At 59.9% G+C, this 15,125-nt stretch carries 13 protein-coding genes; 6 read left to right on the top strand and 7 right to left on the bottom strand.

What is annotated here, in order from left to right:
- Window positions 1-3 precede the first annotated feature (3 nt).
- Together ADIAG_RS18765 and ADIAG_RS18760 are read right to left on the bottom strand one after the other, a co-directional pair.
- On the bottom strand, window positions 4-594 hold the full coding sequence (locus ADIAG_RS18765) for a GNAT family N-acetyltransferase (RefSeq protein WP_007273014.1): 591 nt from the start codon (window positions 592-594) through the stop codon (window positions 4-6).
- A complete protein-coding gene (locus ADIAG_RS18760; protein ID WP_007273013.1) occupies window positions 591-1,706 on the bottom strand; it encodes an ATP-binding protein in 1,116 nt (371 codons plus the stop codon). The genes ADIAG_RS18765 and ADIAG_RS18760 overlap by 4 nt, the downstream gene beginning before the upstream one ends.
- 262 nt (window positions 1,707-1,968) lie before the next feature.
- Here ADIAG_RS18760 and ADIAG_RS18755 point away from each other — a divergent pair, with 262 nt between their 5' ends.
- Window positions 1,969-2,574: a recombinase family protein gene (locus tag ADIAG_RS18755; RefSeq protein ID WP_051060019.1), complete on the top strand. Its 606-nt coding sequence runs from the start codon at window positions 1,969-1,971 to the stop codon at window positions 2,572-2,574.
- A gap of 45 nt (window positions 2,575-2,619) precedes the next feature.
- Here the strand turns inward: ADIAG_RS18755 and ADIAG_RS18750 are convergent, their stop codons facing one another.
- Window positions 2,620-3,573 (bottom strand): LysR family transcriptional regulator, encoded by a 954-nt coding sequence (locus ADIAG_RS18750; RefSeq protein WP_007273011.1) that lies wholly within the window; start codon window positions 3,571-3,573, stop codon window positions 2,620-2,622.
- Between the two features lie 203 nt (window positions 3,574-3,776).
- Here ADIAG_RS18750 and ADIAG_RS18745 point away from each other — a divergent pair, with 203 nt between their 5' ends.
- The 5 genes from ADIAG_RS18745 to ADIAG_RS18730 all read left to right on the top strand — a co-directional run bounded on the left by ADIAG_RS18745 (window position 3,777) and on the right by ADIAG_RS18730 (window position 8,083).
- Window positions 3,777-4,184, top strand: a complete 408-nt coding sequence (locus tag ADIAG_RS18745) for a hypothetical protein (RefSeq protein ID WP_007273010.1) — start codon at window positions 3,777-3,779, stop codon at window positions 4,182-4,184.
- Between the two features lie 17 nt (window positions 4,185-4,201).
- Window positions 4,202-5,062, top strand: a complete 861-nt coding sequence (locus ADIAG_RS18740) for an alpha/beta fold hydrolase (RefSeq protein WP_007273009.1) — start codon at window positions 4,202-4,204, stop codon at window positions 5,060-5,062.
- A gap of 946 nt (window positions 5,063-6,008) precedes the next feature.
- On the top strand, window positions 6,009-6,368 hold the full coding sequence (locus tag ADIAG_RS20555) for a hypothetical protein (RefSeq protein ID WP_007273008.1): 360 nt from the start codon (window positions 6,009-6,011) through the stop codon (window positions 6,366-6,368).
- Window positions 6,369-6,374: 6 nt separating this feature from the next.
- A complete protein-coding gene (locus tag ADIAG_RS22470) occupies window positions 6,375-6,506 on the top strand; it encodes a hypothetical protein (protein WP_007273007.1) in 132 nt (43 codons plus the stop codon).
- 407 nt (window positions 6,507-6,913) lie between these two features.
- Entirely contained in the window at window positions 6,914-8,083 is a 1,170-nt protein-coding gene (locus tag ADIAG_RS18730) for a PaaX family transcriptional regulator (protein WP_152426226.1), read from the top strand.
- 100 nt (window positions 8,084-8,183) lie between these two features.
- Here the strand turns inward: ADIAG_RS18730 and ADIAG_RS18725 are convergent, their stop codons facing one another.
- The 4 genes from ADIAG_RS18725 to ADIAG_RS18710 all read right to left on the bottom strand — a co-directional run bounded on the left by ADIAG_RS18725 (window position 8,184) and on the right by ADIAG_RS18710 (window position 15,125).
- Window positions 8,184-9,938, bottom strand: coding sequence for an IS1634 family transposase (locus ADIAG_RS18725; protein WP_007273005.1), 1,755 nt, complete (start codon window positions 9,936-9,938; stop codon window positions 8,184-8,186).
- A 254-nt stretch (window positions 9,939-10,192) separates the two neighbouring features.
- Window positions 10,193-11,797 (bottom strand): class I adenylate-forming enzyme family protein, encoded by a 1,605-nt coding sequence (locus ADIAG_RS18720; protein ID WP_007273004.1) that lies wholly within the window; start codon window positions 11,795-11,797, stop codon window positions 10,193-10,195.
- A gap of 34 nt (window positions 11,798-11,831) precedes the next feature.
- Window positions 11,832-13,046, bottom strand: a complete 1,215-nt coding sequence (locus tag ADIAG_RS18715) for an FAD-dependent monooxygenase (RefSeq protein ID WP_007273003.1) — start codon at window positions 13,044-13,046, stop codon at window positions 11,832-11,834.
- Between the two features lie 15 nt (window positions 13,047-13,061).
- Window positions 13,062-15,125 carry an acetate--CoA ligase family protein gene (locus ADIAG_RS18710; protein ID WP_043476065.1) on the bottom strand — a complete coding sequence of 688 codons (2,064 nt, stop codon included), beginning with the start codon at window positions 15,123-15,125 and terminating at the stop codon, window positions 13,062-13,064.

Below are 15,125 nucleotides of genomic sequence, written 5' to 3'. Positions count from 1 at the left end.
GGGTTATTGCGTGTAGCCAAGCTTCCGCAGGTATTCGCTGATGGCCGCCTCAGCCTGTGGATCCGGCGCAGAGGGCGCGCTCCTCACTTCAGGTTCCGGTAGGGGAACATCGACCGGTGATCCCCATGGCCCCCGGTGAACCTGCCCGGATTCCGCGCGGCGGTAACCCATTCGGGAATAGAACCGCAGGAGCGCCAGCTCGTGCTCGCCCGACTGGGGTGAGGCGACGATGGTATCCCTCCCGGCAGAGGCCGAATCATGGGCGAAGGTTTCCATCAGCATGGCTCCGACCCCGGCTGAGCGGCAGCCCTTGTCGACGAGTACCCACGTTATATACGAGCATCGCCATCCCTCGACCATGTCATATCCGTGGACGTTCCGCCACGCTTCGGAGTCATGATTGCCCATAAGCCATCCAACGATCTGTCCCTGGTCGTCGATCGCCACGATGTTCTCGTCGCGAAATGCGCCATGTGTAGCGTTTCTCCAGCGCGGCATCTGGGTGAGAAGCGTGAGCACTCCAGGAAAGTCAGCGGGCCCAGCGGAGCGAATGGACACATGGTTTCTCCCGGTAAATTCTCTGGACGCGCTCATGAGCCTTGCCCCGGATTGTGGAGCTGGACGGCATGGTTGCGGAGGTGCTCGGCCAGATAGGGGAGTGTGAACTCTACCTTGCCATGGCCAGCCGTCCTGATGATGCCGGTGTCCAAGAGCCTTCGTCGGTAGACGCCGACGTACTTAATGCTCTCGCCCATCCTTTCGGCAATGCGGGACATGTACGAGGGCCCGTCGTCGATGGCCATCTTGACCAGGAAAGTTCGGTCAACGTCTGAGAGATCGGCCAGCGCGGTGTCCAATACCGTCGATCCAAGTCGTTTGCGTGCCGCCTCTATGCCTCTGCTCAGTGTTTGGTCGGTGACCCCGTCAACCTTCGAAAGACGCCATACGTGGTATCCGACGAGCTGGACCAGGAACGGATAGCCTCCGGTGGCTTGCGCCGCCATTGTCAGCTGATCCTCGCTGATGGCCACGTTGCTGTCCGCAAAGGTTTGACGCAGGGAATCCCTCACGGCGTCTAAGGCGACGCTGTCGAGCACGATTGGGTCTGCCCGGCGGAGGAAAGTGGAAATTTTGTCGTTCAGCAGGTTGGAGATCGCTTGGGGTATCCCGGCCCCAATGAATGCGATGGGCAGCCCGTCTCGGATTAGGTGCTGGACCGTCGCCGACAACTGAACGAGCTCGGAGCGATCCACTGAGTGGATCTCATCGACAGTGATCAGCAGACCGGTGCCATGCTCACGAAGAATCGTGGTCAGTTCCGTCATGCGTTCCCGCAGATCGATTTGCGAAGCTGGGGTTATCTCCCGCGTAACTGCGAAAGATGCTGCCTGCACGGCAGTGATGTGCCACCTTGGCTCTCTTTTGCCCAGTTCCCGAAGATGCACCTCGACACCGTGCTTGAGGCGTTCAAGCAGACCCGGGGTGGCGGTGTCGGAGATTGGCGCCCACCCATGTTCGAGCGCTATGCTCTCCGCGCGGTGAAGCAGGGCGGTCTTGCCGATACCGCGAGGCCCGGAGATGATACTCAGGAGGCCGGGTGCGCCGGCGCCATCTTCGAGTCCTTCGACGAAGAGGTCCAGTGCGTCCTCACGCCCGATGAGATGCGGCGGCTCTGCGCCGGCCGTCGGCTTGAATGGGTTTGCCACAGCAACCTTTTTCTTCTTTAGATTATTTAGACATTTTAGATTCTATGGCAAAAACTTCGGCACTGCCCAGCTGGGCTTCCCAGCTCAATTCTGCCTAGACAGGGACGTCAGTTTGGGGTATACCCCAACCAGACGTCAGGCGATCATTTCGAACAGTGTCAGATTAGGATCATATTTCTTATTTATGGACATATTGCCTTGAACCTCTTAGACTCTAACCTGACAAATAATTGTTGGCGTTCGAAAATGTGGGGTGGGTTTCGTGGTTGGACAGCGACTTGGGTACGTTCGGGTCAGTACCTTGGACCAAAACGAACAACGGCAGCTCGAAGGTCAAGCCATGGACCAAGTGTTCACCGACCGCGCCTCGGGCAAGGACATCCGGAGGCCGAAGCTCGATGAGCTGATCAGATTCGCACGCACGGGGGATACCGTGATGGTTCATTCCATGGATCGACTGGCCCGCAACCTCGATGACCTTCGCTCGGTGGTGCAAACCCTGACCGGCAAGGGTGCCCGGGTCGAGTTCGTGAAGGAAGGTCTGGTGTTTACGGGGGAGGATTCCCCGATGGCGAATCTGATGCTCTCCGTCATGGGGGCCTTCGCCGAGTTCGAACGGTCCCTTATTAAGGAACGCCAGCGTGAAGGCATCGCGTTGGCGAAGACCCGCGGGGTCTATAAGGGGCGCAAACGTGTTCTTGGACCGGAGAAGGTTCTTGAGCTTACTGCCCGGGCGGCTGCAGGGATTCCCAAGGCCCAGCTTGCCAGGGAATACGGACTGAGCAGGGAAACGGTGTACCAATACCTGAGACGCGGCGAAGCCCCAGTGGGACCCGGACCGACCGAAGGCCCCGACATGCCAGCATGAGTCCCGGGAACGATTCGCCGGGGTCAGTTTTCTACTGGCGCACACCTAGACGATTGGGCTCATTGGGTCACCGATAAAACTACTCGTAACGTTTGGAATGCCTCCGAACGTTGCCAATGTCCTTGCGGTCTCTACGAATTCACGCGCCAATTCGTCATTGGTATCAGTACGCCAAGCAATAGACAACGTCGAAGGTGGAATGTCCTTGACCGGGATAAAAGAAAGACCTGGCCGGTCATAGAAGCGTTGAGTGGAGGCCTGAGTGAAAGCGATCCCACGCTCATTGAGAATGGCCTCGAAGCACTCATCCACAGTTGAAACTTGAGTGCCCAAACGAACTGGGTGCCCTTCCCTCGACTGGGTTGCCAACCAAAAATCTCGCCACTTCTCAGGTGCATTGCGTGCGACGAATGGTTGATCATGAACTTGTTCGACGGAAACCTCGGACAACTTGGCTAGGTGCGAACCGTTGGAGACCGCTAAGACCCTCGGCTCAACAAACAACGTCTCCATGGCAAGCCAACCGGCTTCTGGGAGCGGTGGACGCACAAATGCAACATCCGCGCTTCCGTCAGCAAGCCCCGCGGTCGGATCAGAGAACCCATAGGATCTCATCTGGACGTGCACACCTGGATGGTTGTTCTTGAATGCCGCAAGAATCCTGGGTGTCATTTCCGCGGCCGCATTGCTCTGGAACCCAACAATCAAAGTCCCTTTCACACCGCTGGCCGCTTCCTGCGTCATAGAAACAACCCGCTTCGCTGCCGATAGAAGCCGTCGCGCCTCGGTCAATAACACCTCGCCGGCATCGGTCAGCTCAACACTGCGGCTACTCCTGATCAATAAGGGAACACCCAGCTCATGTTCAAGCTTACGGATTTGAACGCTCAGTGACGGTTGCGCTATATGAAGCCTGGAAGCGGCACGGCCAAAATGCAGTTCCTCGGCCACCGCGACAAAATAACGCAAAACGCGTAAGTCCAATTGTGGTTGCTGCATTGCCCAACTGTAACGTCCGTCTCATTTTAGATCCAATAGCCTCAACCTATTGATGAATAGGAGACAAGTATTGGACGCGTCATCGTTCCTTGGACTGGAATGGACATCGCTGGAACCGCCGTTACAAAGCGTCAGCATTCCTGCTTTCGAGGCACGGACATAGAGGTCTGGGCCTCGACGAACACAACGTGAGGAACAACGAGATGACAGTCGCAACACGCGCCCCTTCGGTCGACGCCTGGGCACAGAGCTTCACCGAGGCCAACAACCAAGACCCGGAAATTCAGGCCCACGGAAAGTACTTCACCTGCTCATACATGCTCGACATGGAAGAACACACCTTTGTTGTGCAGGTAGTGTCCGGCACCATCGTTAAGATCTCCGTCGATCCTGGATCCATCGAGGTGCCGTACCAGTTCGCCATTCGAGCTAGTGCCCACACCTGGGGAGAATTCGGCAAGCCCGTTCCCGCACCGATGTACCACGGCATCTGGTCGGCATCATTCCAGCGCGATATGAAGCTTGAAGGCGATGTTCTGGTGCTAATGCAGAACCTGCGCTGCCTAACCCGCCAGATCGAACTGCTGCGTTCCACCGGCGCACCCGTCTAAAAACGAGGAATCCTGACATGAGCAAAATTTCACCCGTTACCGGGCACTACGTCACCGTTGATGTAGACGGCCTTGAGTACAAGGTCTTCTACCTGGAAAACGGCGAAGGGCAACCGTTGGTGTGCCAGCACACCGCAGGCGCACACAACCACCAATGGCGAGGACTTCTGGAAGACCCGGAAATCACCTCCAACTACCGAGTGATCGCCTACGATCTGCCACGCCACGGCAAATCCGATCCACCAGAAAACACGGAATGGTGGACCGAGGAATACCAACTCACCGCTGGTCACTATGCCAACTTCATCGTGGCGCTATGTGATGCACTTGATCTGGTTGACCCCATCTTCATGGGCTCCTCCTTCGGTGGCAACATAGCTTTGCAGCTGGCACATCGATTCCCTGACCGCTTTGACGCTGTCATTCCTGTCGAAGGCGCCGACTACTCCCCAGGTTTCTACCTCGATTGGTGGCAGCACCCGCATGCCAACGCTGCACAGGTTTGTGGCAGTGGCACTTGGGATCTCATGGCCCCGCAGTCGCCAGATGCCGATCGTTGGAAGACTTGGTTCTACTACACTCAGGGTTCCGAAGCATTCAAGGGTGACCTGCACTTCTACTCGGTGGATCACGACATGCGCGGCAAGCTCAACGAGATCCAGACCGACAAGTGTGCAGTCGTTATGATGACCGGCGAATACGACTACCTCACCACACCGGAAGACGGCGCACGTACCGCCAGCCAGATCCCGAACGCCGAGTTCATCGAGATGAAGGCCATCGGTCACTTCCCAATGAGCGAGAACTACCCCGTATTCAAGGAATACCTGGTTCAGGCGCTCGACTTGGTACAAAGCAAGATCAGCAGCCGCGTATAAAAACGTCATACCCTCATTAGTGCCAGATGTCAGATCTGCGGAAAACAGATCTGATATCTGGCACTCTCGTTGTTCCCGGAATGTCGTTGTCACATCGAATGTCAGCAATGACATCATTGTCGGGCCTCAGCAGTTTCCGACAATGCCGGAAAAGCTTCGCTCGGGTCGTCGGAAAACAATGGCGTGGCAAAGAACGCTGCAAAAACGCCGGCATGGAACGCTGAAATACACAGACCAACGCCAGCTCTGGCCGGAGGTCACGAAGCAAAATCAGAAACTTAAGGGGATCTATAGCGGTTCTTGCCCTACGTCCCTTGACTCAACTTGAACTTCACTTCTGCAAGATCACGAGTTCGCTCCAATGCTGTATTGAAAAGCGTTTAGGCTACCTTGACCGGACACTCTCTTGGGCGGGGCATGTGCGAATCCAACTTCCTTGAATTTTCAACTTTTTTACATCTCGGATTGTTGACGTTCAGGTGTCGCGTTGGGGGATCGGCTTATGGGACGGCGCAGTGAGCGATCAATGGGATTGTGTGGTTAGCATACAACCTGTGATTGTTGGCTCCACGCGATGCCGGAAGTGGAAGGCACCTCCAAGACGTTTGACGCGCGGCAGTGGACCAGCGGAGGCTGCGAATTTCGACGGTGGGGTTCGCGAACCTTGATCCGGGTTTGCCATCAGCTACGTGCCATGCCGAAAGATTAACAAATCAAGTCTAAGTAAACGGCATTGGCCTTAGCCCCAATACAGTTTACTTAGTCCCCGGAGACTAAGGGCTCACTGATTTTTTAGAGAAGAGTCGTTAGACAGATCGTCAGGATCCCCGGATTGTCGGGGATCCTGACGATTTTGGTTCCGGGGTGTCTGGGTACTTTCTGTGGTTTCTGTTGGCGGCCAGCACGAAGCCACTGGATAAGCCCGCCATGGCCATGTGTCGGCGCCGTGCACGATGCGACCCCGTTGGTGCGCACGATCGCTGACATCCTGCCGGCCACCGATGCCGAACGGGCCGCTGCCGTGGATGGTCCCCGGACCACCGGAAAGTGGTTGACCGCCCGCGTGGCCCAGGACGCGGCGAGCGTCATCAGCACGGTGTTCGAGGAGGCCACCCGCCGGGACCCCGACAAGGCGCGGACCTGGGTCGCGTTGGTTGACGGGGCCAATCACCAGATCGAGCGGATCAACGCCGAAGCGGCAACCCGAAACATCACCGTGCATATCCTCATCGATATCGTCCACGTTATGGAGTACTTATGGAAGGCAGCATGGTGCTTCCATGCCGAAGGCGATCCGGCCGCCTAGGCCTGGGTGCATGCCAAGGGGCGCGACATCCTGGCAGGCAAGGCCAAGACCGTCGCTGCCACCCTCCGGCGCACCGCCAGCACCCGCAAACTGGGTGCCACGGCGCGCAAGGGCGCCGACAACGCGGCCCCTACCTGAGCAACAAGGCACCCTGTCTTGACTATCCCCAGGCGTTGGCCGGAGGGTGGCCAATCGCCACCGGCGTCATCGAGGGTGCCTGCTGACACCTGGTCGCGGACCGACTCTATATCACCGGAGCCCGTTGGGGGCTGGACGGTGCCTAGGCCGTCCTGCAGCTACGTGCCCTGCGCAGCAATGGCGACTTCGAGGAGTGTTGGGACTTTTCACCAACAACAGGAACTCCGGCGTGTCCATGCCGTCCGCTATGCCCAGGACGCGATTCCGCAGGCGGCCTGAGTGTCACTCTAGAAGAGCCAGACCCATTTGATTTTCGTAATGCCTGGGCATCAGGCCAGTATGAGGCTGGCCGGCTCGGCGGCTCGCCGGGGAAGTTGTTCCGCACCGCGGAGACGGCGGCCTCTGCCATGGAATGGCATTGCAGCACGTACGTGAGGGAAGATGACATCGGAGAACTCTTTTCGCCTGGCCGTCCTGAACAAACACCGAATAGCAGGATTTCTCCATCTGTCCAAGCCCTTCCATCGTCCGCGACACCGCCCCGTACCCCGCCGGACTTTGAAAAGGCCCTGGAAGAAAAGCGGATACCGACGTGGTGGTCGGCGCAGCCATGGATCAGGCTTCGGCCGCTGCGTGATTTGATAGTACTTCTAGGGAAGGGATGCATTGTGACCGAGACAGCTGGACAAACTACGCCTGCGCCGGGTGAGACAGGCAGCAGGTTCGGCGGCCCTCCGAACCTGCTTATGACGCTGCTGGGTGACTACTGGTTGGGAAGGACCGAGCTGCTTCCGTCGGCCGCCATAGTAGATTTGCTCGCGGTTTTTGGAGTAACCGGTATGTCGGCCCGCGCAGCCCTGTCCCGGATGGTGAAGCGGGATTTGTTGTACTCGGAGAAATCCGGGCGCAACACCTTTTATGGGCTGACGGATCGGTGCCGTGCGGTGCTCGAAGAAGGTGGCGCGAAGCTTTTTGGTTTTGGACTTGATCAACCTGACTGGGACGGGTTGTGGAGCATGGTTGCTTTCTCGGTCCCCGAAGCTAAGCGCAGTCGGCGCGGAAGCATCCGAACGAAGCTCCGCTGGCAAGGCTTCGCACCTCTCTATGACGGGTTGTGGATATCACCCCACGATTCGGTGACCGAGGCTCTTGCGGCGTGCCATGCCTTGAATATCGAGGTGGCGACTGGCATTCGTGGCCAAATCGTGGACAATGGAAATCCTGCCGGATCGGCATTGCGCGCCTGGGACTTGGCCTCGGTCGCCTCGGATTATCGGGCGTTTGAGGGGGACGCATGTCATCTCAGCGAGCAGGCAAAAGGAGGCCGGCTTAGCGATGCGGAGGCATTGGTCAAACGCACCAGCCTGATGGGGGAGTGGAGAATTTTTATCACTCGCGATCCTCAGTTACCGACGCAACTTTTGCCTCACGATTGGCCAATGCAGGATGCGCGTCAAGCATTTCTGGCAGCCTACAATGCGCTGGAGGGGGCCGCCCGTCGGTGCGTCCGGGATATCGTTGCGGCCCACAACCCGGAGACTGCGAGAATTGTTTTCGGCACCGCCGACTTAGCATGACGTTTAACCTTTTTATCCCTAATCTGAAGTTACTGTGAGACAGAACGCCAGGAACCCCGGATTGTCGGGGTTCCTAGCGTTTGTGGTTCCGGGTGTCTGGCTACTTTCTGTGGTTTCGGGCGTGGTGGTCGATGAGGTCCATGGCGCGCTGTTGGCGGGGCGTGGGCAGGGAGAGCAGTTCGAAGGTCTTCCCGGTGCCCGGGACTCTGGTGGTGTTCCGTGTCCGTGTTCCCAGGTGGGTGAGCAGGTCCTGGTAGCTGGTGGCGACGGTCCCGTCGTCAAGCTTCCGGGTGCTGGCCTTGCGTGCCGCGGCGGCCGAACGGACCACCTTGGCGACCGGCTCTTCGGGCACGGGCCGGTTCTTGTCGGTGAAGGTCAACGGCGCGAGCGCGGTGCGTAGGTGCCAGGTCAGGTGGGCGGCGAGCATGCAGAGGAACACGTGGGCGCGGGTCCGGTCCTCGGTGTAGTGGCGGATGGGGCGGATGCCCAAATGCCGGGTCTTGAGCGTCTTGAAGATCTTTTCCACGTTGGCCAGGGCCTTGTAGGTCCGCACGGCCTCGGGGGCGTCCATGGCATCGGTGGTGAGGTTGGTGCGGATGACATAGATCCCGTCCAGGTCCGCCTCCCGTTTGATGGATTCGGCGTTGCGGGAGTATGTGAATTCTTCGTCGGTGATGACCAGGTTGAAGTGCTTGGCCATGTTGTAGGTACCGACGATTTTCCCGACCTTCACCCCGATCTTGCCGGCGTCCTTGAGCCTGCCTGCCTCCACCGCTTTCTTGATGGTTTCGAGCTTCTCTTCCGTGGCTTCGAGCAGGCTGGTGCGCTTGCGGGAGCGCTTGGTGGCCAGGGCGGGGTTGCGGCAGGCGATCAGCCGTTCGTGCGGGTATTTCGGGTGGCTGATTTCGGCGAGGTTCTGTTCGTCGAACAGGGTCATCTGCAGGGGCCCGTTGTCCTCGGCGAGCATCTGGATGTCGGTGTTGCGCAGCGCGGTGACCCACCGGAAGTCGGTGTCTTTTTTGAGGTCCTCGATGCGGGCATTGGTGATCATCCCGCGGTCCCCGACCATGACCAGTTCCTGGACACCGGAGAGGCCCTGGACCTCGGAGGCGATCTGGATGAAGGCGGCCGGGTCGGCGGTGTTGCCGGGGAAGACGCGCACGGCGATGGGCAGTCCGGCGCGGGTGGCGAGCATGCCGTATTCGATCTGCTCGCAGCCGCGCTTTCGGTCCCTCGAGTACCCGAATTTGGCCAGGGGGTTGTGGGTGCCGGTGACCCAGGAGGAGGACAGGTCGAACAGGGCCAGGCCCTCGGGGTTGTGTTCGGGGCCCAGGTGGGTGCGGGCGAGCTGCTTTTCGATGCGGGGCTGCTGTTCCAGCAGCCAGTCCATCGCGGCGTAGAGGTCATCGGAGGAGACCGGGCCCAGGTCGGGGCCCAAAGTGGTGTCGGCGAACCAGTTCAGGGTGGCAAGCTTGGAGGTCGACTTACAGATGAGGGCGGCGAGCAGGGCCATGACCAGGTCGCGGTTCCGGCAGGCGTGGCCCAGCAGGGATTCGAAGCGCAGCCCGCGGGCCATGGCGTAGATCGCGTCGAGGTGTCCGTGGGGCAGGGAGCGCAGGATCTGCATCCGGGTCTCGGCGTCCACCATGATCTTGCCGTTCAGGGAGGCCTTCAGGTCCATGATCGCGTGGTCGGGGAGGAAGGAAATGTTGCACAGGGTCTCGTGCTTGACCTTGCCGCCCTGGCGGTAGGTCCGGCGCACCAGGGCGGACCGGTATTCGACTTCGACGCCGGCCTTATTGGTCCGGCGGGAGGTGTTGATGGCTACGTGCATGGCCTTGGTGCCCTGTTCCATAGCAACAAACTACGCCCGTGAGACTTGAGTTGGAAGACTTTTGACGAAATTTTTAGTGGCTACAGTTTTCGGCCCGAAACACGAGAATGCCCCGGAACCATTCGGTTCCGGGGCAAATCCCTAACGACTCTTCAGCCTAATTAGGGATAAAAAGGTTAAGCGCCAAGCTTAGCCTAGCCAACATCTGCCGTGTTGGATTACTTATACCCGGTGGACCCGCGTCAGCGGGGGCCACCGGATAGAGATTTCGCGTTCTACCACTCGGCAGGTGCGGCCCAACCTTCGGCAAGTGACTTGGTCAGCTTGGCCCGCATTATCTTGCCCGTGGCCGTCGTCGGCAGCTCATTAATCATGATGAGCCGTTCCGGCCACTTGTATTTCGCCAGCCCTCGGCTTTCAAGATGTGCGGTGATCTCCTCCAACGTGACCCTTTGGCCCTCGCGGACCACGACCACTGCGACCGCGCGTTGACCCAGCCGGTCATCATCAACCGGAATGATCGCGATCTGTTCAAGTTTCGATATCTCGGACAACAAATTTTCGACTTCACCCACGCTGAACTTCAGACCGCCGCGGTTGATGAACTCTGTCATTCGTCCCTGGTAGTAGACGTAGCCGTCGTCGTCAAGATAGGCCAGATCCCCGGTATGCAGCCAACCCTCGGCATCGATTGCCTGCGACGTCCGTTCCGAGTCCCCCAGATACTCGCGCATCATGGTCTGGGCGCGGTAGACCAGCTCTCCAACCTGACCGGCCGGAACGGGGCTCCCGGCTGGATTGAAAATGGCAACGTCGGCGCCGCCCTGAGCTCGCCCAATCGTCTGTGTGATGCGCTCTTCCGAATCGCCCGGCCGTGAGTACGTTCCGCCGCCGACCTCTGTCATTCCCCACTGCACGATGACATCCGCCCCGACGACTGATTTAACGGAACGTACCAGTTCCGCAGCTGCCGGGGATCCGCCGGTTCTGACCCTCCTCAGATTGAGCTCGCCTGGTTTCAGGCTACGGATTAGGTCGCGAAGCTGTGCCGGAACCGCAAAGACCTCTGTCGCAGCACTGGCCTTGGCTATTTCGGCAAGGACTTCGGGATTCCACACGGGCAGCGTCGCCTGCCTGAGTCCGAACCGAATAGCCATGTAGATGACCGAAATGCCGAAGGCATTGCTGAAGGGGCTTGCGCTGATCAGAACGTCCTTCGTCGACAGGCCGGTTTCGGCTGCACAGATCGACGAACCGCCAATCTGCCCGCCATGGGTGTGGACGCAGATCTTCGGCCGGGTCGACGAAGTGCCGCTGGAAGCCAGATAAGTCAGAGGTGTATCGGGACCGATCGCCACTGGCGCCAACGGCAAGTCCCCCCCGGATTGGATCAGATCGGACCATGCAACGAGCCCGGGCCCTTGCGGTTCAGGATGCGATGCGGTCGACACAGCGATCAACTTTGCATCAGACGCGAGGTCATCCAGCACACTGCGTGCGGTTCCGCTGCGGTCCTGGCCCTTGTATGTGGCCGGAACTATGAGCGCGGCTAGGTCCACGCGCGAGAGCAGGTGCTGTAGCTCGAATGCCCCGTAAGGCATATGGATGGGAAAAGTCACGGCACCGATCATCGCAGCCGCAGCATGTGCCACGAGGAACTCCCAAGAGTTCGGCAGCTGGAGCGCCACCACTCTGCCCGGTCCGACGCCAAGTTTCTGAAGGGCCGCGGCCATGGACCTGCTTTGGCTGCCCCAGTCCGCCCAGGTGGACCAGCGGCCGTCGTGGTAGACAGCCGGGGCATCGCCCTTCAATTTCAGGATCGACTTAAATTCTTCGCCGAACGTGAAATCGACGGATGGCAGCTTAGACTGAGTCGTCATTATTTTTCCTTCCGGATTTACAGTACGGATCGCATCAGTATCGGTAAATGGACTCGGCGGCCGGAACCCCTCGAGGACCGTAGGGTGCCTTTTCCAACCAGGTGCTGGCGGTTTGGTCATGCGGCGCAATTTCGGCAGCGGCCCGGATCTTCGTCAGTGTTTCCTCATCGGGACGCAAATGTGCGAGGGCCTCCCCTGCCGCATTGCGATTGAACGTTGCTGCGGAACGGCGATTGCCTGCAAACGCCTCGACCGCAGCACGGCCCACGGCCCGGTTGGTACCACTCAGCCCGAGGGCGACTGCCCATGCCGCTGACTCCGCATCCGGGATGCCAGAGTTCAGGCCGCGTGCGCCGAAGGGAGCGAAAAGGTGTGCCGCCTCCCCGGCCAGCATCACGCGGCGGTGCTCATCCGCGAAATCGTGGGCTACGAGTTGCATGAACTGATAGGTCGAGATCCAGGTGATACGGTCTGCGTACTTGCTGCCGAGAACCTTGGCCACCCATTCCTTAACGCCTGCTTCACTGCCGAACTTTTCGGGCGAATCGTCCGGCTTAAGTTGCAGATCAAGTCGCCAGCCTCCGGCAAACGGAACCGCCAGTACGTTACGGCCGCCAGCGGCGGGGGATTCGTAGTGGAAGATCCGTTCGAAGGGCAGAGGATCGTCTTCGTCCTCCGTCAGGTCCACGACCACATACCATCCCTCGTCCCGGCTGCCTTCCATCGTGGCGCCGATCTGCTTTCGGACCTTGGATCGTGAGCCATCCGCGGCGATCACATAACGGGCGTTGTAACAACTTCCGTCTGTGGTGGTGATATCTACCGAATCCTCGTCGGATACCACCGTTTGAACCTCGCGGTTCCATTCGAACTTGACGCCGGCTTCCTGACAAGCCTCGAAGAGGAAGCGTTCGATGTGGACCTGTGGAAGAGAGGTGAAATGGGGATAGGTGCCGGGTTTCGGTGCGGGGTATGTCGTGGTGTAGACCTCTTTGCCGCCGAAGAATGTCCGCTGGGTAGCCCAGTAGATTCCGTATTCACTGAGGGCAAAGCCCAGCCCGGGGCGGATGCGGTCCAGAATCCTCAAGCTTTCGCTATGGGTAAAGATCGCACGGCTGCCGGGTCGCTGCCGGTCGAATGGTTCCGCCTCGAGGACGGTCGCTTGGACGCCGACAGAATGGAGTGCAAGCGCGGCTGTCATGCCGACAGGTCCGGCTCCGACGACGATCGCGTCATGGGAATTGCTCATGGTTGCAAGGCCTTTCTAGTGCTGGAGTTCGCAGATAATCAGTGCGTCGAGGACGATGGATCCCTCTGCGGTGATCCGTACGGGGTTGAGATCCACTTCGGTGATGTCCGAGTAGGTCATCAGCAGCTCGCTGACGGCCAGCAGGATGTCGGCTACGGCTTCAGGATCGATGGGCGGGGACCCGCGGTGGCCGGCCAATAGCGCCGGCGGCAACCCCAGTACCATGTCAATCGCTGCGGGTCGGCTCAAGGGGGCGACCCGCAGCTGGGGAGAAACGTTCGAGATTTCGACATCGGTGCCGCCGAGGCTGAGCGCCACCACGGGGCCGAATGCCGCGTCGCGAACACCGCCGACGATGAGCTCGACACCGTAGCCCGCTTGCCGTTCCAGCAGGTACCGTCCGGATGAACGGTTCGGTATCCGGTCGATCACATCCAAGGCCACGTCCAGCTGGTCGGGGGTTCGGATATTGGTGTGGACACCGCCGACATCGGCTTTATGCAGGATTGCCGCGTCCAAAACCTTAACGACGAGGGGTCCGCCCAAATCCTCCAGCGCCGCATGGGCTTCTTGCCGGTTCGCGGCGGTCCGGCCTGCTGGTATTTGCACCCCGGCCTCGGCTATGAGCCGTTTGCCCTCGCTTTCGTCAAGGGTTGAACCCAGTATGGCACCCCTGCCAAAGGCCGGGCGGACCGGCCACTGGCTGGCGGCGAACTGTAGCTGCGCATCCTTCACGACGGCGGCCACACCGTGGGCCAATGCGTCGGGGGAATGGAACATCGGGATTCTCAATTCGCGCAGCCGCTCACGCTGCTGGATGAGCACATTCTTGGGGCCGCCGGAGGCGAACATGACGTGCCCGGACAACGGGCCCAGTGCGGCTACGGGATCGAACGCGCCCGGCTCGTCGAGCGCATACACAGCGGTCAGCGCAATCGAGGGGTCTTCGGAAACCGCGCGTGCCACCGCCGGGAAACTTCCCCCCGGACGGCCCGTGTCCACGGGGTTCCTTTGATAGGTCAGAGCAGGGAGCAGCTGTTGGAGCTGCGCGGTTGTCTCGCTGTGGAGGGCTGGCATCGGCACTCCGGCTTCGGCGAGGGCATCCGCCAGGATGAGGCCGGGACCGGCCTGGCCGGTGATGACGGCGGCTCCGGGGCCGGGGTGGGGCTGCAGCCGGATCGTGCTCAAGGCGGTGACGGCATCGACTAGCTCGGCCAGGCTGTCCACCACGACGGCGCCGGCTTGGGACAGTGCGGCGCGGGTGACCTCGTAGGAACCGGTGAGGGCTCCTGTGTGGGACTTGGCGAAATCACCGACGTCGTTCTTCCCGACCTTGATGGCGATAACCGGTTTACGGGTGGAAACCCTTAGGACCGCGTCCATCAGCGCCGCCCCGTCGGCGACTCCCTCCACATGAAGTGCCACGGCGGTCGTCTCTGGATCGTTGGCCAAGTGGTCGAGAACCTCTACGAACCCGACATCTGCGCCGTTGCCCAAGCCGACGCTCAGGCTTGTCCCGATTCCGGCATGGTCCAGCATGAAGGCGAGGGCTAAGTTCACACCGCCGCTTTGGGCCACGACAGCGACGGGGCCTGGACTGAGAGTGGTAACCGAGGGCATGAAATTGGCGAACAGCCCGAGCCTTGGATTCATGAACCCTGAAGTGTTGGGGCCAAGCAACCGGATGCCGTGGGTGGTGGCCACATGTACCGCTTGCTGCTGAAGGGCGGATCCCTCGTCGCCACTCTCGCTGAATCCGCCTGCGCAGATAACGGCGGCGGTGACTCCGGCCTCTCCGCACTGTTCAAGGGCCTCGGGCACCATCTGGGCCGGCACCGTCAGAACGGCAAGATCGACTTGTCCTTTCAATTCGGCCACCGATGCTTTGGTTTCCAGATTAAGGATGCTCTCTCCCACAGCTGCCGCCCGGGGATTAATGGCGTACACCGGTCCGGGGAAGTTAGCGAGCGACGAAACCATGGCGTATCCGGCCTTGCCTGCATTTCCGGACGCGCCCATAACGGCAACACTCCGCGGGTTGAAAAGACAGTCCAGCCCTGAGCGGGTAGCGGTTGCCAC

It is taken from the genome of Paeniglutamicibacter gangotriensis Lz1y (genome assembly GCF_000348945.1).
Classification (GTDB): domain Bacteria; phylum Actinomycetota; class Actinomycetes; order Actinomycetales; family Micrococcaceae; genus Paeniglutamicibacter; species Paeniglutamicibacter gangotriensis.
Note: the sequence above shows the minus strand (reverse complement) of the source record. Positions and strands in the feature narration are given on the sequence as shown.